This is a genomic window from Sulfuriferula thiophila (assembly GCF_003864975.1).
GTDB lineage: Bacteria > Pseudomonadota > Gammaproteobacteria > Burkholderiales > Sulfuriferulaceae > Sulfuriferula > Sulfuriferula thiophila.
In genome coordinates this window covers 2,939-22,653 of record NZ_BHGL01000035.1, presented here as the reverse complement: position 1 = coordinate 22,653, position 19,715 = coordinate 2,939, and the positions used below count along the sequence as shown (strand labels likewise).

Sequence of the window (19,715 nt, the reverse complement as noted above, 5' to 3'; positions counted from 1 at the left end):
GCGGCATGGCCAGACGAATGCCATGCCGCAAGCCAGCAGCGGTCAGCAGGCTTACTTCTGACCAGTTTTCCAGCCCCATTTCGCAAAGATGCGTGCACCGGCGGGAGATTGCAGGTAGCTGACAAACTCTTTGGCAGCCGGTTTATTCTCGGCGCGGCTGGTAATGGCAATGCCGCTGTCACGATAGATTGCGTAATCGCGTTCTATTGGCACCACATCCGCTAGTTGCGGGTTGGCTACCTGCCAGATATTCCAGATCAGCCAGACGTCGATGTCCTTGTTCTCCGTCCAGCTCTGCTTGGCTTCGGCACTGTTTTTGGCATAGCCAACGATATTGTTGCGTAGCGCGGTGACGGTGCGGATATCACCTTTACGACCAGCCATGTCTTCCCACACGCCGTTCTGGCCTGCACCGTTCACGACTAACACCTTCAGCCCCGGTTTGAACAGGTCTTTAACGCTTTTAATGTGTTTGGGGTTGCCAGGACGTACCAGCATGGCGAGCGGACGCAGATACAGTGGTGTGACCTGCTGGTGCGAAAGCTGCCCGTCCATGGCAAAAACAAAATCGGTCATCATGGTTTCAGAGCCGCTGAACACCAGATCGGCATCGGTTTTTGCCTTGTCCAGCCATTTGCCAGTAGGGCCGGCCGTGACTTCAACTTTGACCCCGGTGGTTTTTTCGAATTCGGCGGCGGCTTCCTTCATGGCGGGTGCCGGGCCGCCCGGGCCATAGGCATAAAGTGTTTCCTGCGCCTGGCTGGCCTGGGAAAAAGCGAGGATAGAGAACAGGGTAGCTGCGCGCAAACTGCGGGCGGCTATGGATTTAACAGCAAACATAGTGGACACTCCTGAAAAGTATATGCAAAAAGATGCACACAGATAGACAGGAGCGGGTGGTGCATTATTCCGTGCATGAGTGTATTTCATCAACAGGGTTGGTGAAAGGGAATAAGTTTGTGGTAACACCTGTCTATGCAGGTTGAGGAATTATTAACCCGAGCGTGCCGATACATGACTATATTCAAGCATCCAATAATTGAGCATATTCCCAGCCTGCGTCGTTATGCGCGCGCGTTGCTGGGCGGGCGGGCGGAAGACGCCGATGATCTGGTGCAAGACACACTGGAACGCGCTTATGCCAAGTGGCATTTGTGGAACGTAGGTGCAAAGCTGCGGCCCTGGCTGTTTTCCATCATGCACAATCTGTTTATTAATCAGGTCGTGTTGCTGAAAAATCGTGCTGCGCATGTATCGCTGGATGACGCGATGGAACTGAGCGTCATTGCTAATCCCGGCGCCAGGCTGGAGGCTATGGAGCTGGTGCATGCTGTTTCTCGTCTGCCGGAGAGCTCGCGGACGGTATTGCTGTTGGTTACGCTGGAGGATTTCAGTTATGCCGACACTGCAAAAATTCTGGATATTCCGATAGGTACGGTGATGTCGCGTCTGGCACGTGCACGCCAACAATTGCGCAATATGCTGTCGGATACACCGCAGGTTGAATTGAAGGTAATGAAATGAAAATACATGCACAACCAGTCACGCTGGATGATTTGATGGCTTACGTGGATGGTCAGCTTGAAAGCGAGCGGCGTCAGCAGGTGGAAGCAGCAATATTGGCTGATCACCATCTGGCCGCAAGCGTGGCTGAAATGCGTGCGCAACGTCAGACATTGCGTACGCATTACGGTCCGGTGTTAAACGAGACAATCCCGTCGCGGCTGTTGCCTGCCGGACATTCCGGGCATATGAACTGGGCGAAAGCCGCGGGAGTCGTGCTCTGGGTGGCACTGGGTGCGATAACCGGCAGCGCGATTACTGCATATTATCCGGGGCAAGTGTCATCCCGACTCACGGCTGCGCGCGAAGAGGTGGATCTGCCGCGGTTTGTGCATCAGGCAGCGGTGGCACACCTGGCTTATGCCCCTGACGTGCGTCATCCCGTCGAGATTTATTCAGATCAGCAACAGCAGTTGCTGACTTGGCTATCCAAACGTTTGGGACGCCAGATCAAAGCGCCAAATCTGGCGAATGCAGGATTCCGGCTGATAGGTGGTCGCCTGTTGCCCGGAGAATTGAATAAATCAGCGGCCCTGTTCATGTACGAGAACGCAGCCGGCCAGCGCATGACGCTCTATCTGCGCGGTATGGCGCAGCCGACCCCGGAAACTGCCTTCCAGGTGACGGAGCGCGGTGGGATTGCAACCTATTACTGGGTCGATCGTGATTGGGGTTATGCTTTGTCCAGCGATCTGCCCCAGGCAACATTGAAGACAGTGGCATCGTCGGTATACCAGCAATTGATCGGCTAACCGACTTATCCCGCCATAAAACACGCATCCAGCAACGCCTGGCTATCGTGAACTGGCGGTGAACATTGCGTGCCCTGGCAGATCCAGGCGCTGGTTTTTTCGGTCAGCGGCTTGGCCAGTGCGGCTGGCAGCCCGGTCTGTTCGCCTTCCAGCGTCAGGATCAGTTTGTCGGCAGCATAGTGCGCCAGCAGCGTGCGGCGCCAGGCCTCGCTTTGTCCGGGAGGGCTGCGCAGGATAATGATCTGCGGTGGCGTGAACTGCTCCTGCAAGGTCATCAGCAGGCTGGAGAAGCCGCCCGTATGGCGTGACAGTGGCGGATAATACAGCGCCAGCGTGCGGGTGGCAGCATCCACATAACGCATTTCCCCCAGCAGGTAACCCAGGCGTTGCAGTGCAAATGCGGCGATGCCGTTACCGGACGGCATGGAGCTGTCATGGCCGGGCTTGGGGCGATGGATCAGGTGCTCGTGATCATGGCTGGTAAAGTAGAAACCGCCGGCCTGCTGGTCTTCAAACTGAGCCAGCAGCACATCGGCGAGTTCGCGTGCAAAGCTCAGGTCAATCGGACGAAACTCAGCTTGCAGCAGTTCCAGCAAGGCATCCAGCAAGAACGCGTAGTCGTCGAGATAGGCATTCAGATGTGATTTTCCATCCTTGCAAGTCGCCAGCAGGCGTCCGTCGCGCCACATGTTGGCATGAATGAAATCCACCGCGTGCTGCGCCGATGAAATCCAGGTCGGCTGATTCAGTATCCGCCCGGCATGCGCCATGCCTTTGACCATCAGCGCATTCCAGCTCACCAGTATCTTTTCATCGCGACCCGGCCATACCCGGTCCGCTCGTGCAGCAAACAGTTTTTGCCTGGCGCGTTCGAGTATCTGCTCGGCCTGCTCCAGCGGGATTTTCTGGGTGGCGGCGATGTCGGCCAGCGGCTGGGCAACAATCAGGTTCCAGTGCTTGCGTTCAAAATTGGGTGTCAGGTTCAGACCGTAGTGAGCTTCTGTAATGGCATATTCCTCGACGCTCAGCAGACTGGCGATCTGTTTTGGTGTCCACACATAAAATTTGCCTTCTTCATGTTCCGAGTCGGCATCCATACTGGAAAAATAGCCGCCATGCGGCGACTGCATTTCGCGTATCACCCATCTGGCAATGCCGTAGGCGGTTTGTTTGAATCCGGCCTCGCCAGTCAGCACATACGCATCGGTGTACAGCGCCAGCAACGGGCCGTTGTCGTACAGCATCTTTTCAAAATGGGGGATAGCCCAGCGGTCATCCACGCTGTAGCGGCAGAAGCCGCCACCGAGCTGGTCGTAAATGCCGCCATCCGCCATTTTACGCAGCGTATGCAGCGCCATGTGGCGTGCGTCAGTTTCGTTGCTGCGCGCAGCGTGGCGGAGCAGAAATTCCATATCCATGGGGTGCGGAAACTTGGGGGCGCTGCCGAAGCCGCCGTGCACCGTATCAAAGCTTTGTTGCAAGGTTTTGCACGCGGCATCCAGCGGTGCTGTGCTGAAATTGTTATGGGCTTGATTGTCCGGCAGGGTGGTATCCAGCGCCTGCAACAATGACGCATTCTGGGTGGCAATATCATCCTGGCGGGTGCGGTAGAACTCGGTCACGCGCTCCATTAGCTGGATGAACCCGGGTAAATTATGCCGTGCCTGTTTGGGGAAATAAGTGCCGGCAACAAATGGAATCTGGTCCGGCGTCAGAAATAGCGTCAGCGGCCAGCCGCCGTTACGCTGGGTGAGCATGTAATGCGCGGTCTGGTAGATGTGATCAAGGTCGGGGCGCTCTTCGCGATCGACCTTGATATTGATGAAATGCGCATTCATCACCGCCGCCACCTCGGCATCCTCGAATGATTCATGCGCCATGACGTGACACCAATGGCAGGCGGAATAGCCGATCGACAGCAGTATCGGCTTGTTCTGCTCACGTGCCAGTTGCAGCGCTTCTTCGCCCCACGGATACCAGTCGACCGGATTGTCTGCGTGCTGTTGCAAATAAGGGCTGGTTTCCTGAGCAAGGCGGTTGGTCATGATCGTTCCCGGTTAGGTTTTGTCACGATTTTACCCCTCATCCGTTAGCCTTGTGCAAGCGAATCATGCATGTCAGCGAGGAATGGATTCGCAGCGGGTGGAGGGCGTCTCAGTGCTGCGCTTTATGGATGAGTTTGCCGCATGCACTGTCTTTGCCGGGACCGGTGTCGACTAAGGGGATGATGACCAGAAACGGATTGAGTGCTCCGAGTACTAGTGCGCCCGCGCTGCGCAGTATAAGTTTGGTTTTATCGAGCGAGACTTCCGGTTTGGCAAATTTGCCGCGGATGTAGATCGGGCTGCGTAACGCCAGCGGGCTGAGGACTTTGGTATGCGGTTGCAATTCCAGATTCAGTGTTTCTTGTGCCATGTCAATATTGCCGCTACCGTTGATGGTCGTGATATCGGTATCCAGAACCATGATTTTGGTCTGCAAATTGCCATGCTTGACATCGAAATCAGCCACCGCGCAATTCAAGGTGATGACTTTGTCGCCAGTGATTTTTAATTGCAACATTTCCCACAGATGCAAACCTGCTGTTTCCAGTATCAGCTTGCTGATTTTACCGCTGTCGACCACCAGCGCTACTCGCCCGTTCGCGCTGGCGAGCATCTGGTCAACGGCGTTTCCTGTGCCGCTCAGGTCGAACTCACCGTGCATTTGGCCAATGCTGGTTTTGGTTAACTTGATGGTAGGGAATAACTGATTGAGCTGTATCTTTCTGGCATGAATGTTAACTTTGGCCTGAATCGGATCGTGTTGGCCATTGAGCGTGACGGTTCCCGCCAGTGTGCCGCCTGCAACACCGAAACTGACAGGATCCAGTGTCAGGATGGAGTCATTCATTTTCACGTGTGCCACCAGATTTTCAATCGGCAAGGCGCGTGCCCGCTGGATGCGTTTTGCCTGGATTTTTACATCGGCATCGACACTGTCCCAGCGCTCGGTGCGAAACGGCAGTTCAGGCAGTACGTCGCGTTTATTGGCGGTGGTGACAGGCAGAGCGTGAGTAGTTCGTTGTGTTGAATCAGGCGCTTTACCCTTATTCTTATTGCTCATCCCTATGGGTGAACCCAGATCAGCCAGGTTCAGTGTTTGAAACGTGACATCCCCCTTTAAAAACGGACGTTTTCCGGCGCTGTCGACTTGCAGATTGCCTGACAAATCGCTTTTGCCTATATGGGCAGTGAATTTCTCGTAACGCCATTGCCGGGCGCTGTGTTGCAGATGGCCTTTAGTCGAGTAAGCGGGTGAGCGTGGCAGCGCAATACCGATTATTGGATAGAGCTGATCGAGGCTGGTGCCATTCAGCGTGATATTCAAATCAACAGCACTAAAGCGGCTCAGGCTGGTTGCCGTGCCCGCTGCATGTAAGCGGGTGCGGCCCAGACTGATATCGACGTTGAGCGGATAGGGCGTGATTTCATCATTCAGAGCAATCACCGTACCGCCGCTACCGGTGGCAGTTAATGCCTGCCCTTTCAGCTTGCCGACTGCGGTAAAGACAATATCAGCAGGCAGGTCGCCTTGTGACGGGTTCTGGCGCGTAGAAAGCGTTGCCTGAATCTGCGTGTTGTGTCCTGTGTCGGTGTAACTGATTTGGCCGTCGTCCAGGGTGATGCGGTCAATTTTTACCGTGGCGTTTTCATCCTGCTGATTGCGATCCAGTAGCCAGTTCTTGCGCCCGTCCGGGTTTTGTTCGAGGAACACGCGTGGTTGCGTGAGGTTAACCGTGAATACGTTGAAATGGCGTTTGAGCAGCGCAGGTAAATTGATATCACCGTCCATGCGTTTGACTGTGAACATCAGCGGCTGCTTCGACCAGGCGGGATTGGCAAAGCTCACATCAGCAACTTGAATGCGTGTACTTGGCCATCCCAGCTTGACGCTGAGGTTGCCGTTGATAATCAGTGCACGTCCGGTTTTTTCAGTTACAAAACGTTCGACAGGGTGGCGCAGCCAGTTCCAGTCAAAGAAAATGACAAGCACAAGTATGAGAATGGCCATCGCAGCCACGATATAGGCCAGCCATTTAGCTATGCGGGGTAACACGGCAAGTATTTAGATGAGTACATGCAAGTATTTTTGCACAGCAATAGCAGCTTATCTGTGCGTTACCAAACATACCAATGTGACTTTTGGTAATGGCAGGGGCTTATTTTTCTTCCTGCATGCGCAACAGTCGGGCAGCCTCTGCGGCGCGTGCATCGTCGATCTCGCGGATCACGCTGTTCAGATCAACTGGCTTGTCGCTGGCGGTGAAATGGCCGGTGAGCGGCGTATCCGGGCGCAATTCATTGTGCTCGTACAAGGCCCAGATTTCCTTGCCATACTCGGTTTGCAGCAGTTCCGGCGCATAGCGTCCGAAATAGCCGGTCAGGTTGTTGACGTCACGTTCCAGCATGCTGCGGGCGTGGTTGTTGCCGGCGGCATCCACCGCTTGCGGCAGGTCGATGATCACCGGGCCTTCGCTGCCGAGCAGGATGTTGTATTCCGACAGATCGCCGTGGATCACCCCGGCGCACAGCATCAGCACGACTTGGCGCAGTAGCGTGTGGAAGTGTTCGCGGGCCTGTTCCGGAGTGAATTCTATATCGTTCAACCGTGGCGCAGCATTGCCGTCATCGCCGGTAACCAGCTCCATCAGCAGCACGCCGGCATGGAAGTTGTAAGGTTTGGGTACGCGTACGCCGGCCGCCGCGAGGCGATACAGGGCATCGACTTCGGCGTTCTGCCAGGCTTCCTCCTGTGCTTCGCGTCCGTAGCGCGAGCCTTTCGCCATGGCGCGTGCCTGACGGCTGTTCTTTACTTTGCGGTTTTCGGTGTAGTCAACGCTCTGGCGGAAGCTGCGTTTGTTGGCTTCTTTGTACACTTTGGCACAGCGCACGTCATCGCCACAGCGCACGACAAACACCATCGCCTCTTTGCCGCTCATAAGCTGGCGGATCACATCATCAATCAGGCCATCTTCGAGCAGCGGGGCGAGTCTTTTCGGGATTTTCATTAATTCAATATAGAGGTGGGGTAATTTATTGCGGGTGTGTTGCTAGTAACAGCCATTACCTTGTGCTGACCAGCTTTCAACAATGTTGGCAGGGGAAATCTTGAACAGGATTTTGCAATTATATTCAAAACTGGATACGGGTGTGGATTGCTGGGTAGGCACGGACACCCAGCTGCCGCCATTGGCGTTGGGGACGTAAACCGGCTGCATGGTGGTATAGGAATTGCCGCCGCGCATCACGGTCTGGCTGCGGGAATATTCAAATACCTTGGCGCCAGTTGATAGCGTAAAGGAGCTGGAGGGCGGGCCTTTTGCCAGCACCAGATCATCAGCATTTTTGCCAACATAAATGTCCACGGTCTTGGCGAAGCCAGCTTTGCGTTCCTCCAGCGAGGCACAACCGGCCAGCGTAGCAAACAGTAACATCAAAAGAATAAAGCGCATGATTCAGGACTCACAGCATACGGAGATGAACGATAGTAGCTGCAATATCCCGCGTGAGTAAAGAGCGGGTTGATATTGTTATGCTGGCAATATGAAAAAACGGTTGGCATGGTCTGCGAAGGGGTTTGTATATCTGGCCAATATGCGCTAACGTTAGCTATATCAGCGAATCTAATACGATGATAATAATGGGTTTTCGGCACTGTCGGTAACCTGCTCACATCTGCGTCGGGAGGATGCCGGACGCAAAACACACGCTAAATCAGGAGGCGCATGACCATGAAAAAATATTTGCTGTTACTGCCAATGTTCTCTCTTGCCGCAGTAGCCTACGCGGAACCCAATCTGCAAGATGGATTATGGGAAATTACCAGCAAGATGGAAATGCCCGGCATGCCTGCAGCGGCGATGCAGTCGACGAAAATGACGCAATGCATGACTAAAACCAATGCTGTGCCGACCACGCAACCCAAAGATAAAAACAATGACTGCAAAATGACCAGTACCAACGTGGTTGGCAACACCGTGACCTGGGCCATGCAGTGTCACGGCCAGCAGGGTGACTCCGACAGCTCCGGCAAGGTCACCTATAGCGGCAACAGTTTCAGCGGCGTGACCAAAGTCAGCATGAATATCAAGGGGCAGGGGCGCATGGAAATGACGCAGAATATGAGCGGCAAGCGCATAGGAGACTGCAAGAAATAAGTGATGCTGCAGGACGGGTTGAGTGCTATGCCCCGTCCTGCTGTCAGGCTCTAGATTCTGTATCTGGAATGTCGAGTCGCCCGTTTCGATGCCACAGTGAGTGCCTGTGTCTATCACTGGCGGCGTATTTGCCCTACTTGATCACATGCCAGATGTCTTTGACGTTATCACCCAGTTTGTCGCCGGGCTGCTTGTCTTTCGCAAACAGATAGAGCGGTTTACCCTTATAAGTCAACTGCTTGCTGCCGTCGTCGCGGGTAATGACACCGTAGTCGCCACTCACTTCACCGCCAGGTGCAACTGCCGGCCACAGGGTGCTGCATGGCCCATAGCAGGCGCTCTTGCCGCTACTCGCGATGTCTTTGTCAAAGGTATATACCGTCATGCCCGTATCCGTGACCAGCACGCCGTCAGCTATTTTGGTTGGGGCATAACTGGCACAGCCTGCGATAGTGGCGCTGAGCGCGATTGCAGTAAATAATCGGGTTATGGCATTCATGTGTTTTCTCCTGAAAAATTTGATGGGTCTTGCAGGGAGATAAACAGTGGCGGGAGGTGTTTTATTCCATGGCGAAGCAAAATAGTTTAGCGGCAGGCAAACAGGGTTCAGGGCACACGTCACCCTAGTTGCTACTAGATGAAATGCGTCTGGCATTGTGCCCGCAGCTGTTCATAGCACTCCTGGCAAAGTAATTTGATATTGCGGGTGAGGTCAGCTGCAGTTTCCGAAAATTCATTCCATTCGCCTTCTTCCTCGAAATGCTGATGGCACGCGCCACACCATGCGTCGGGACAGGGCGTTTCGACATCGGGCTCGTGGCAATACCAGTCGTGATTTTCACCATTGATCAAATGCTGGCACACATAAGTGATGTCGGCTTTGCCATGTATGCTGCACTGGATTTTTTCGGAATTGCTCATTGTGGGTTCTCAGTGTTCGATTGAAGGTCAGCATGCAGTCTGGCTTCCTTAACTTTCCAGACCTTTAACTGATGTTTTCATGGCGTTGTCGGCAAAGAGTCAGGATAAATGGATAAAATAGATAGATCAAATAGTGTGTCACGATAAATCTGGCTATTCGCTGTTGAAGTGACGCAAGACGCAAGGAGTAACTGTTGAAAAAATTCAGTCAAGCAACCCGTCGTATTCTGCATATTGTTAGTTTGGTGCTTTTGGGAGCAGTCGTGATTACTATGCTTGCCATGATGTTTTTGGGGCATGCGTAGTTAATTTTACTGCTTATGTCGTTGCTGGCTAGTCATTGCTAATGCATAGCCAGCAATACGGGGATTGCCATGATGCACATCGTGATTGCACGTCACTTGCAGCGCTTCGTTGCCAAATAGTACGGCATATAGTTTTGCAATAACTACAGGCAGTTGTAGCGAATAAACGCCGAAATCCTTACCCCTCCTATGCAACAAATAGAAGAATGCGAAACTGGAAAAACCATAACTGATTCTGGTGGGTATCCAATACCAGAGAAAATTCCACCCAGCCAGATAAACAACAGTAAAGAAAATAGCAGCGTTGACAGCCAGCGTTATAGCCAATTGCCGATCAATACCGTTTTTTGCGATCCACCGGACAGGCGCTTGCTCCGGCATGGTCATCGCATTAAACAAGCCGGAGATATAACCGCCACGAAGCTGAAACATTTCCGGGTCGTTTTCCGTGCACATAAACTTATGGTGGCGGGAGTGAATTTCCTGATGCTCGCTGTATCCCAGCACGAATGGCGTGAATGCCATCGGCAGCAAACGTGTAATGAAATTGACTTGTTGGGGTTTGCGGACATGAAATAACTCATGCACTGCCAGCATCCATCGTGGTATCAGGATAGGCATGGTGATCACCATCACCCAAAATGGCAATACTTGTAAAGTAGCTAACGCCAACTGCACGAATGCTAAAGCAGTGATTATCAGAATTGTGCGCTGATAGCGCTTGCCATCAACATCTGTCGCGTAATAAGAAGAGTGGGTCATAGTGCATTACGGGCGGAATTCCTTCAATGTGATAAAGATAACATTCAAGGGCGATGAGGTCGAGTCCAACCCCCATTTGCAACGAATATTATCAACTTAAATTGGTCGGCGAGCTGCGCAAAATTAGGGTTTTGAAGGTAATGAATGTAAAGCAAGCATACTAAAAAATGCAATTAAATTCATCTTTTGGCAACGCTTTCACACAGCTATTTTATTATTATGTGGATTCCAGTTTGAAGTGCAATTTTGAGTAATACTGGTCAAATGAGTGGGATGCGGTAGCATTCATGCTTTTACGGTGCTCGAGCGCAGCGACTAGGCAATCCGGTCGACATATCGGTTAGTGCCGATGCGTAACTGCATTAAACCTGTTGTACTCCATACTTAACGAGAAACTACATGAAACCAATTATCGGTTATATCGGCCTGGGCGTAATGGGAAACGCCTGTGCAAACAATCTTCTCAAAGCAGGTTACTCGCTGCACATCTATGCGCGCCGCCCCGAACAAATGCAAGGGCTCGTACAAGCAGGCGCCCAGCCCAGCCCTAGCCCGCAAAGCCTGGCACAAAGCTGCGACATCATCTTCACCAATGTTTCCGATACCTCCGATGTGCAGCAGGTCATCCTCGGTGAACAGGGCGTGATACTAGGCGCCAAAGCCGGCAGCGTGGTCGTGGACATGAGCACCATACTGCCCTCAGCCTCGCGACAAATAGCCGCCGCGCTGGCAGAGAAAAATGTCGAAATGCTCGATGCGCCGGTATCAGGCGGCAGCCAGGGCGCAATCGATGGTACGCTCTCTATTATGGTGGGCGGCAAGGCAGCAGTGTTTCAGCGAGTACTGCCCGTGTTGCAGGTGATGGGTAAAAATATCGTGCACATCGGCGACAGTGGTGCAGGGCAAGTCGCAAAAGCCTGCAACCAGATTATCGTCACGCAAACGCTGGCCGCCATAGCTGAAGCCTTTACGCTGGCGACTGCTGCGGGCGTGGATGCGGGCAAAGTGCGGCAGGCGTTGCTCGGCGGATTTGCCGGTAGTCGCATGCTCGATGTGCATGGTCAACGCATGTTAACGCATAACTACATGCCAGGATTTAAAGCCCAGTTACATCAAAAAGACATGCAGATCGTGCAGCAATTCGCAGCCGAGCTGGGCGTCGATTTACCGAGTACCGATCTGGTGACGGGTTATATCAATGCGCTGGTTGAGGCGGGACTGGGAGAACAGGATTCCGCAGCAATGGCTACACTGTTTGAACAAAAGGCCGGTGTGAACTTCGGCTGAACTGGTTAAGGTGTGGCCAGCGTGGTTCAAAGCATTAATTGAACAAGTTGCGGGGCAGGTCTTTATCAAGTGAAAAAATTAAATGTCATTTTGCAAGACTTGCCCCCCATGTTTTTCTGACCCCCGTGTTTTTCGGGATTTTTTGAGTTTTTTGTGTATAGACTGGGTTTGTCCGCAACCATTTCGATTCTGTGAACTCCAAATAAGTTATATCAGCAAGAAACATAAGGCTGGTATATGCATAGTAATGTCCATATTGGCCAAAAGGAAATCAAGCATGATCAAAGCATTTGCCGCATTTGAAGCACACGGAGAACTCAAGCCCTTTGAATATGATCCCGGCCAACTCAAGCCCGACGAAGTTGAAATCGACGTTCTGTATTGCGGTATCTGCCATAGCGATCTGAGTGTGATCGACAATGAATGGGGGATTACCGAATACCCGGTGGTTCCCGGACACGAGGTGGTTGGAACGATCGGACAAATCGGAGCAGGCGTCAAGCACCTGAAGGTCGGTCAGGTGGTAGGGTTGGGCTGGCATGCTGGCTATTGCAATGAATGTGAACCCTGCAAGACAGGCGACAACAATCTATGCTCGACCGCGCAGGCGACTATTGTCGGGCATCACGGCGGTTTTGCCGACAAGGTGCGCGCGGCGGCCAACAGCGTGGTTCCGATCCCAGAAGGCATTGATCTGGAGTCCGCCGGTCCGTTGTTTTGCGGCGGGGTTACGGTGTTTAATCCGCTGGTCCAGTTTGATATCAAACCCACCGACAAAGTGGCTGTGATCGGCATCGGTGGCCTCGGCCACATGGCATTGCAGTTCCTGAATGGCTGGGGTTGCGATGTCACGGCATTCACCAGCAGCGAAGATAAAAAGAAAGAAGCGCTGGAGTTGGGGGCGCACCATACTTTGAACTCGCGCGACGCGAAAGAAATCGAGGCGGCAGCAGGGCGTTTCGACATGGTCATTTCAACGGTCAACGTGAAGCTGGACTGGAATCTCTACCTCGGTACGCTGAAGCCGCGCGGGCGTTTACATTTTGTCGGCGCGACGCTGGATCCGCTTGATATCAATGTGTTTTCGCTCATCTTGGCGCAACGTTCGATTTCCGGTTCTCCGGTGGGCAGCCCTTTAACCATTGCCAAAATGCTGGAGTTCGCCAAGCGCCACCACGTCAAGCCGGTCATCGAGAAATTCAGCTTTACTGACATCAACAAGGCAATCGAAAGACTAAGAAGCGGTGACGCGCACTATCGCATAGTGCTTCATCGCTAAGGGCGTGCATCGGACATTGTCGACACGCCATGCAAAGGTAGAAATGGCGTCAGGAATCGGGGTCAGTTCTTTGTTGGAAGGAGTGAACTGACCATGACGTGCGTTTGATGGACTCATGCATAGTGAGTCCACATTCGCAGAACACGAACAATTCTCGCCCTGGCTAGACCTGCCCCTGATGTCATGATTTTATGGGCAGCGGCTTATTCGCCTGTGCGCAATTCGCCCCGACTGACTGATTCGCCGTCACGAGGGCGCAATGCCCAGAAAGACAGCGAGGAAACGATAGTGAGCGCGCCCAGCGTCAGAAATGCATGGTGCAGCGCGCCGGTGACGGCCAGTCGGTCAGTTTGCGGCAGATCGCCAAGATACCAGGCGGTAATCAGCGAGCCGAAGGCCAGGCCGAAACTCATGGAAATCTGCTGGAACGTGCTGGAAATGGTGCTGGCCATGCTCGAATCCGGCGTATCGACGTCGGCATACGCCATCGAATTCATGCTGGAAAATTGCAGCGAGTTGAAAAACCCCAGCGCCAGACCGAGCAGTACGATGGCAAATAGTGGCGTGGCGGCGACCACCAGCGCATACAGGCCGATGGTGACGCCGATCATTAGCGTGTTCACGATGAGTACTTTGCGGTAGCCAAAGTGTCGCAGCACGCGCGAGGAAATCAACTTCATTCCCATTGCAGCCAGCGCAGTCGGCATCATTAACAGGCCAGATTGCCAGGCTGGTAGCCCCAACCCTAGCTGGTACAGCAGTGGCAGCAAAAAAGGCAGACTGCCGACACCGAGCCGGGTGATGAAGCCGCCCGCGACTGACACGCGAAACGTGCGAATCCGGAACAGCGTAATCCGCAACAGGGGGTAAGTCAGCTCACGCGCGTGCAAGAAGTAAGCCGCAAGCAGGCTAAATGACAGTGTCAGCAGTACGCCAAACGAAGTCGGATCGAGGCTGTGCTCGCCGAAAATTTCCAGTAGCCAGGACAACAACGCGGTGCCTGAGCCGAATAACACCAGACCGATGACATCCAGTGGGCGCGGTGTTTCGCCACGATAATCAGGCATATGATGATAGATCAGATACAGCGCGATCAGGCCGACCGGCACATTGATAAAAAAAATCTCGCGCCACGACAGCCAGTTGACGATCAAGCCACCTATCGTCGGCCCGAGCAACGGCCCGATCAACGCGGGAATGATGACAAAATTCATCGCGTTGAGTAATTCCCCCTTGGGGAAGGTGCGGATAATCGCCAGTCGCCCCACCGGCATCATCATCGCCGCGCCGATCCCCTGCAAAATACGCGTCGCCACCAGCATCGGCGCATTCAGCGCCAGTCCGCATAACACAGACGAAACCGTGAACAGTGCGATCGCCGTCCCAAATACGCGGCGCGTACCGAAGCGATCCGCCATCCAGCCGCTGACCGGGATACACACGGCGAGACTAAGGATGTAACTGGTGACGACCGCTTTCAGACTCAGCGGCGTTACGTGCAAACTCACCGCCATCGCCGGAATCGCCGTGTTGACAATGGTCGAGTCGAGCTGCTCCATGAACAGCGCCGTGGCGACGACCCAAGGCAGGTAACGCTTAATGGTGTCTGAGCTCATGGGGGAGGTTATTGGCTAATTGGTATGCCCGATAGACTATAGTCAGCGTTGGATGTTCATTCCTGATTTGCTTATTTCAGGAAGGGGAAGAAGTAGCATGATGCATCTATTCTAGGCCTGCCCCCAGATTTTCCAGCATCTCAAATGCTACGTTTATAATTCAGACGCCGTTGTTGCTCTGTTTTTATGAAGAAAAATGCATGATTGCAAGACTTGATCCCGTGGCTTCATTTGGCGCATCCCGCTCGAACGCCATGTTATGCGCTTTCGCCATACGCCATGTTTCCAATTGTGTTCAGCTTGTATTCAAATGGTGAAGGAGAAAGCTGGCCGATTAGCGATTGACTTGAATGACAGGTGGCAACCTCGCCAGCCTTATTTAGAATATTAAAATATCTTCTTCCAAGTGTGTTGTTGCCAACAAGGCTAGAAAAAAATACTTTGCCAGAGTGTTTCTTAACGCGCTCAAGTTCTGCAAGAAGGTCCATTTTTTCTTCAAAAATATGCAACACACCAAATGAGGCAACTGTATCAAAAGCGGCATCCTGAAAGGGAAGGCTAAAAATATCGCCTTGGATGAACACAATATTCTTGGGGATTGCGCCGCTGTGTTTCTTGATCCTATCCCTGCCCTTCCTGAGCATGCCAATTGAACGGTCTAAAAGCACGATCAATTTGTTATCAGCGTTTGCATAGGCGCTGGCTGTGAACACGAGGGAGCCACAACCAGCATCAAGAAAAATTCCGCCTGGTTTGCTCGTCAAGGCTTGGTGGCAAAAATCCGCATAGTTGGATGGCCAATTCCCCCACATGACTCTGTTGTAAATAGCGTTACCTACCACCAGATCGTATGCGTTCACTTTATTGTCGTAATCGCTCTGACGGTCATTTCGGTCAATGCACGAAAAGATACCTTCATCGACCTCCTCAACTTTAATGTTTTTCAGGACCAACTCAATCACTGGTGAACCCATGTTTTAACGCATAGCGAAGCTGTATAAAAAGTATATTCATAACCGCATCATGCCGTGAACCAAATGGGATATCAAGGTCGAACTAGAAAGACGATATTGTGGAGATGTACATGGCCAGTTACAAACACATTGACACCAGCCCCCCGGTTTCTTGCTGTTGCAACGCCAGCTCCTGCCCGGCATAACTAAATGATAATTTTATGTCAAATGTAAGGCCTGACACCATTGTTATTTAACCGGCTGCGAGGTGGTTTTACGGATAGCTTCATGCAGCGCCTTTGCTACGCGCACGCTGGGGCCGCTATTAATGATAACCACGCCCTGCGGCGTGACAACAAAACCCAGATTACTGTTCAAGCCGTCGTTCTCATACGATTGCATGCCGATATCCCCAATCACTGCGTATACATTGGGGGCAACCTGCACTGGCTTTAGCAGCAGATCACTGGCAAAACCCTGTGCAGACCAGAACAAGAAAAATGCGAAAAATATTTTATGAAACATGACACCTCCATTATTTAAACTACATTTAAATTACCAAAAAACCAGCGCGTTCCCTATTTAAAACCGGACTTTGATAGCGCTACTTTTGCATTCGAAACTATTATTGTCAATAGTATAACCATACTGTAGAATATACTACATGACTATTAAAACACACTGGCTAACGCTTATCATCAGCCTTCCCACCCAAAATGCCACTGCGCGCATGCGCATCTGGCGTGCATTAAAGAGTAGCGGGTGTGGCGTGCTGCGCGACGGCGTTTACTTGCTTCCTGACGATAAAGCCGCCAACCTTACCCTGCAACGGCAAGCCACAGAAGTCATTCAGGCGGGTGGAACAGCTAACGTACTTAAACTCAGCGCGACAAGCTCCGCACAGGAAGCTACCTTTCTCGCATTATTCGATCGCACTGATGACTATGCTGCATTAAAACGTGAGATTGATGAACTTCGCAGCGCTTTGGGCGCACACAACATTCCCGCAACCCGGCGCTCATTGCAGCGTCTGGGACGAGATTTCGCAGCTATTTCCACTATTGATTTTTTTCCGGGTCCGGCAAAAGAACAGACTGGCACAGCCCTCGCTCAAACAACAGCCGAGTTTTCCGCCCTATCCAATCCGGACGAACCCAAACCAGCCGCCGGCGAGATCAAGCGCCTCAATAAAGACGAATTCCAGCAGCGCACATGGGCAACCCGAAATCGACTGTGGGTAGATCGTATGGCAAGTGCGTGGCTGATCAAGCGCTTTATTGATCCTGACGCAAAGTTTATTTGGCTGGATAGGCCGGAAAATTGCCCCAAAGATGCATTGGGGTTTGATTTTGACGGTGCTGCATTTACGCATATTGGTTCATTGGTTACTTTTGAAGTGCTGCTTAACAACTTCAGCCTGGAAACCGACTCGGCCTTGTCACGTTTAGCTGCAGCAGTGCATTTTCTTGATGTGGGCGGTATCCCTGTTGCGGAAGCATCCGGTCTGGAAATGATCCTGAAAGGCACGCGAGAACGCTGCACAGATGACGATATGTTACTCAGTTATGCATCAACTATTTTTAACGATTTATATATGGCTTATTCCAACGAGGAAATACCCCAAGAAAAATGACAAATCCCGATTGCTTCATGACCACCAAGACCAGATAACGGGGTCAGTTCGTAGGATGGGTAGAGCAAAGCGAAACCCATCACAATTCCCCAGCCGCCATCGCTCCCACATCACCGACCCAGTTTGCCGGATATATCCCCATCTCGACATGGCGGTGAAATGAAGAGTAAGGCCATTCGGCCACCGAGTTCACATGCCCATGCTTTACCGGATTGATATGGATATAGTCCACATGCCTCGCATAATCCAGTTCGTCCCTGAGCGTGTGTTCCCAATAACGCCGCTGCCAGATACCGCGTTCGCCTTTGCCTAAACGGCTACGCGATAAACGCTCCCCTTTTGGTATCGACCTTGAGAATCGGCTCTTGATCAAACGCCAGCGAATTGCATAATCGCAGACGCCAGCAGGCAAAGTCCAGATGGTGTGCAAATGCTCGGGTAGCACAACAATCGCATTGATTTCGAAAGGATGGCGGTTACGCGTATAGCGGAATGCTTCGCGTAATAGTTCGATATGTTCCGTGAGCAGGCTGGATTTACGCTCAGCGAGATTCACGGTGAAAAAGAAGCTGCCGCCCGCAACAAAGTTTCGTCGATAGTTTGCCATGGGCGGTATCGTAGCAGAGGTTGGTTGTTTTGATGGGTATCGCTTTGCTTAACCCATCCTACGAGCTCATATTCTAGATATGACCCCGGATTGTGTTAGGCCAGCTTTGTTTCAAGGTGCTGCTTAATACCTGACCATTCATGTTTTACTATGCTATAAAGCACAGAATCTCTAATACGGCCGTTTGGCATTACCATGTGGCTGCGTAAAATGCCTTCTTCCTTAGCACCCAAACGTAAAATTGCAGCTCGTGACGTGGAGTTTAGATAATCAGTAATGAACTCAACGCGATTCAAATTCAGTTTTTCAAATGCATGAGATAATAATAAGTACTTTGCTTCTGTGTTAATTCTGGTTTTCTGCCAAGATTTACCTAAAAATGTAAAACCAATTTCCACTCTCTTATTGGCAAGATTGGCTTTCATGTAACGAGTTGAGCCAACTACCTTATTCGTGGATTTTTCAATAATAGCAAAAGCTAAACCGTCACCGGCTTCATAATGAGAGCTTGCTTGCTCAAAGAACAAGTCTATATTTTTGGGATGTGGGACCAAAGTAACAAATAGATTCCATAACTCACCGTCATATATTGCGCTGCATAATTCGTCACGATGCACCAAAGACAATGGCTCAAGCCTTACAATATTGCCCTCTAAAATCACTTGCTCAAATTTCATGATATTCCTTTGGCCTATGGTTTTAGCCAGCCCCTCTCGAACCGCCGGGGGCAGGTCTAAAATAGATGTAATTAGTTAAACTCATGCTACATAGCTAGACCTGGCCCCGAATTTTCCAGATAAACATGATTTCGCAAGATTTTACCAAGTAAAAAAAGTTAAATGTTGTTTTGCAAGACCCGAGCCTGGAGTTTTTCCCTTCTCGGCGAGACCCACTCGAATGCCGGGTTGAGCCGCGGCTCACTCATAGTGCGTCCACATGCGTAAAACGCGAACCGTTCTCTCTTTGGTAAAGACTTCGTACACGATTCGGTGCTGAATATTGATGCGGCGAGAGTATGCGCCTGCAAGATCACCGACCAATTTCTCGAAAGGCGGTGGATTCCGAAATGGATCGATGGCAAGGACTGCGAGCAGTTCTTGTGCATTTAGCTTAAGGCCACTTGCGGCAAGCTTCTTTGCATCTTTCATTGCTTGCTTGGCATAAACAACTTCCCAACTCACCAATCAAGCTCCTTGGCACTTTCTGTGAGTGGCTCGGCCATGCCTGCCTTTATTGATTCCCGCATGCTGGGTACGGCAAGCAAGTGCAGGGTTTCCTGAATGGCGCTCCAGTCTTCTACCGAGAGCAGCACAGCACTGCTACGCTTGCCGGAAATAATGATGGGTTCGTGCGACTCCACTGTTTCATCAATCAGCCGGTACAGATTGGCACGAGCTTCGCTGGCGGTAAGGGTGTGCATTTTTCGCTCCTTAGAAGAATCTGAAATAGTACGCAATTACGTACGTAAAGTCAAATCCAGAGTTAGCTTGTAGGATGGGTAGAGCAAAGCGAAACCCATCACAATTCCCCAGCCGCCATCGCTCCCACATCACCGACCCAGTTTGCCGGATATATCCCCATCTCGACATGGCGGTGAAATGAAGAGTAAGGCCATTCGGCCACCGAGTTCACATGCCCATGCTTTACCGGATTGATATGGATATAGTCCACATGCCTCGCATAATCCAGTTCGTCCCTGAGCGTGTGTTCCCAATAACGCCGCTGCCAGATACCGCGTTCGCCTTTGCCTAAACGGCTACGCGATATACGCTCCCCTTTTGGTATTGACCTTGAGAATCGGCTCTTGATCAAACGCCAGCGCATTGCATAATCGCAGT

22 protein-coding genes are annotated in these 19,715 nt (G+C 51.8%); 6 read left to right on the top strand and 16 right to left on the bottom strand.

Features of this window, described 5'->3' with window-relative positions; all coding sequences use genetic code 11:
- Window positions 1-51: 51 nt before the first annotated feature.
- Window positions 52-840, bottom strand: coding sequence for an extracellular solute-binding protein (locus EJE49_RS11460; protein WP_124950953.1), 789 nt, complete (start codon window positions 838-840; stop codon window positions 52-54).
- A gap of 174 nt (window positions 841-1,014) precedes the next feature.
- Between EJE49_RS11460 and EJE49_RS11455 the strand changes: the two genes are divergently transcribed.
- On the top strand, window positions 1,015-1,524 hold the full coding sequence (locus EJE49_RS11455) for an RNA polymerase sigma factor (protein ID WP_124950951.1): 510 nt from the start codon (window positions 1,015-1,017) through the stop codon (window positions 1,522-1,524).
- On the top strand, window positions 1,521-2,315 hold the full coding sequence (locus tag EJE49_RS11450) for an anti-sigma factor family protein (RefSeq protein ID WP_124950949.1): 795 nt from the start codon (window positions 1,521-1,523) through the stop codon (window positions 2,313-2,315). The genes EJE49_RS11455 and EJE49_RS11450 overlap by 4 nt, the downstream gene beginning before the upstream one ends.
- 5 nt (window positions 2,316-2,320) lie before the next feature.
- Here EJE49_RS11450 and EJE49_RS11445 read toward each other — a convergent pair whose 3' ends face one another.
- The 4 genes from EJE49_RS11445 to EJE49_RS11430 all read right to left on the bottom strand — a co-directional run bounded on the left by EJE49_RS11445 (window position 2,321) and on the right by EJE49_RS11430 (window position 7,809).
- Window positions 2,321-4,360 (bottom strand): thioredoxin domain-containing protein, encoded by a 2,040-nt coding sequence (locus EJE49_RS11445; RefSeq protein WP_124950947.1) that lies wholly within the window; start codon window positions 4,358-4,360, stop codon window positions 2,321-2,323.
- A gap of 109 nt (window positions 4,361-4,469) precedes the next feature.
- Window positions 4,470-6,413 carry an AsmA family protein gene (locus tag EJE49_RS11440; RefSeq protein WP_223246934.1) on the bottom strand — a complete coding sequence of 648 codons (1,944 nt, stop codon included), beginning with the start codon at window positions 6,411-6,413 and terminating at the stop codon, window positions 4,470-4,472.
- Window positions 6,414-6,516: 103 nt separating this feature from the next.
- The gene (locus EJE49_RS11435) at window positions 6,517-7,365 is read right to left on the bottom strand and encodes a PA4780 family RIO1-like protein kinase (RefSeq protein WP_124950945.1); all 849 of its coding nucleotides are present in this window, start codon (window positions 7,363-7,365) and stop codon (window positions 6,517-6,519) included.
- A 42-nt stretch (window positions 7,366-7,407) separates the two neighbouring features.
- Window positions 7,408-7,809: a hypothetical protein gene (locus EJE49_RS11430; RefSeq protein ID WP_124950943.1), complete on the bottom strand. Its 402-nt coding sequence runs from the start codon at window positions 7,807-7,809 to the stop codon at window positions 7,408-7,410.
- Between the two features lie 273 nt (window positions 7,810-8,082).
- Here EJE49_RS11430 and EJE49_RS11425 point away from each other — a divergent pair, with 273 nt between their 5' ends.
- The gene (locus EJE49_RS11425) at window positions 8,083-8,514 is read left to right on the top strand and encodes a DUF3617 domain-containing protein (protein WP_124950941.1); all 432 of its coding nucleotides are present in this window, start codon (window positions 8,083-8,085) and stop codon (window positions 8,512-8,514) included.
- 133 nt (window positions 8,515-8,647) lie between these two features.
- Here the strand turns inward: EJE49_RS11425 and EJE49_RS11420 are convergent, their stop codons facing one another.
- The 3 genes from EJE49_RS11420 to EJE49_RS11410 all read right to left on the bottom strand — a co-directional run bounded on the left by EJE49_RS11420 (window position 8,648) and on the right by EJE49_RS11410 (window position 10,502).
- On the bottom strand, window positions 8,648-9,013 hold the full coding sequence (locus EJE49_RS11420) for a COG4315 family predicted lipoprotein (protein WP_124950939.1): 366 nt from the start codon (window positions 9,011-9,013) through the stop codon (window positions 8,648-8,650).
- A 134-nt stretch (window positions 9,014-9,147) separates the two neighbouring features.
- On the bottom strand, window positions 9,148-9,435 hold the full coding sequence (locus EJE49_RS11415; RefSeq protein WP_124950937.1) for a hypothetical protein: 288 nt from the start codon (window positions 9,433-9,435) through the stop codon (window positions 9,148-9,150).
- A gap of 311 nt (window positions 9,436-9,746) precedes the next feature.
- Window positions 9,747-10,502 carry a fatty acid desaturase gene (locus EJE49_RS11410; protein ID WP_124950935.1) on the bottom strand — a complete coding sequence of 252 codons (756 nt, stop codon included), beginning with the start codon at window positions 10,500-10,502 and terminating at the stop codon, window positions 9,747-9,749.
- Between the two features lie 399 nt (window positions 10,503-10,901).
- Here EJE49_RS11410 and EJE49_RS11405 point away from each other — a divergent pair, with 399 nt between their 5' ends.
- Both EJE49_RS11405 and ahr read left to right on the top strand, forming a co-directional pair.
- Entirely contained in the window at window positions 10,902-11,789 is an 888-nt protein-coding gene (locus EJE49_RS11405; RefSeq protein WP_124950933.1) for an NAD(P)-dependent oxidoreductase, read from the top strand.
- A 277-nt stretch (window positions 11,790-12,066) separates the two neighbouring features.
- Entirely contained in the window at window positions 12,067-13,068 is a 1,002-nt protein-coding gene (gene ahr, locus EJE49_RS11400) for an NADPH-dependent aldehyde reductase Ahr (protein ID WP_124950931.1), read from the top strand.
- Window positions 13,069-13,271: 203 nt separating this feature from the next.
- Here the strand turns inward: ahr and EJE49_RS11395 are convergent, their stop codons facing one another.
- The 3 genes from EJE49_RS11395 to EJE49_RS11385 all read right to left on the bottom strand — a co-directional run bounded on the left by EJE49_RS11395 (window position 13,272) and on the right by EJE49_RS11385 (window position 16,162).
- Entirely contained in the window at window positions 13,272-14,684 is a 1,413-nt protein-coding gene (locus EJE49_RS11395; protein WP_124950929.1) for an MFS transporter, read from the bottom strand.
- A gap of 257 nt (window positions 14,685-14,941) precedes the next feature.
- Window positions 14,942-15,658 (bottom strand): class I SAM-dependent methyltransferase, encoded by a 717-nt coding sequence (locus EJE49_RS11390; protein ID WP_124950927.1) that lies wholly within the window; start codon window positions 15,656-15,658, stop codon window positions 14,942-14,944.
- Between the two features lie 228 nt (window positions 15,659-15,886).
- Complete coding sequence (locus tag EJE49_RS11385) at window positions 15,887-16,162, bottom strand: MBL fold metallo-hydrolase (protein ID WP_124950925.1); 276 nt, start codon at window positions 16,160-16,162, stop codon at window positions 15,887-15,889.
- Window positions 16,163-16,301: 139 nt separating this feature from the next.
- Between EJE49_RS11385 and EJE49_RS11380 the strand changes: the two genes are divergently transcribed.
- The gene (locus EJE49_RS11380) at window positions 16,302-17,270 is read left to right on the top strand and encodes a chromate resistance protein ChrB domain-containing protein (protein ID WP_124950923.1); all 969 of its coding nucleotides are present in this window, start codon (window positions 16,302-16,304) and stop codon (window positions 17,268-17,270) included.
- A 79-nt stretch (window positions 17,271-17,349) separates the two neighbouring features.
- Here the strand turns inward: EJE49_RS11380 and EJE49_RS11375 are convergent, their stop codons facing one another.
- From EJE49_RS11375 to EJE49_RS11355, 5 genes are all read right to left on the bottom strand, one after another.
- Entirely contained in the window at window positions 17,350-17,877 is a 528-nt protein-coding gene (locus EJE49_RS11375; protein WP_124950921.1) for an REP-associated tyrosine transposase, read from the bottom strand.
- 95 nt (window positions 17,878-17,972) lie between these two features.
- Window positions 17,973-18,554, bottom strand: coding sequence for a GNAT family N-acetyltransferase (locus tag EJE49_RS11370; protein ID WP_124950919.1), 582 nt, complete (start codon window positions 18,552-18,554; stop codon window positions 17,973-17,975).
- A 240-nt stretch (window positions 18,555-18,794) separates the two neighbouring features.
- Window positions 18,795-19,058, bottom strand: coding sequence for a Txe/YoeB family addiction module toxin (locus EJE49_RS11365; protein WP_124950917.1), 264 nt, complete (start codon window positions 19,056-19,058; stop codon window positions 18,795-18,797).
- On the bottom strand, window positions 19,055-19,297 hold the full coding sequence (locus tag EJE49_RS11360) for a type II toxin-antitoxin system Phd/YefM family antitoxin (protein WP_124950915.1): 243 nt from the start codon (window positions 19,295-19,297) through the stop codon (window positions 19,055-19,057). The genes EJE49_RS11365 and EJE49_RS11360 overlap by 4 nt, the downstream gene beginning before the upstream one ends.
- A gap of 98 nt (window positions 19,298-19,395) precedes the next feature.
- The coding region (locus EJE49_RS11355) for an REP-associated tyrosine transposase (RefSeq protein WP_370685828.1) at window positions 19,396-19,715 on the bottom strand (320 nt) is incomplete at its 5' end.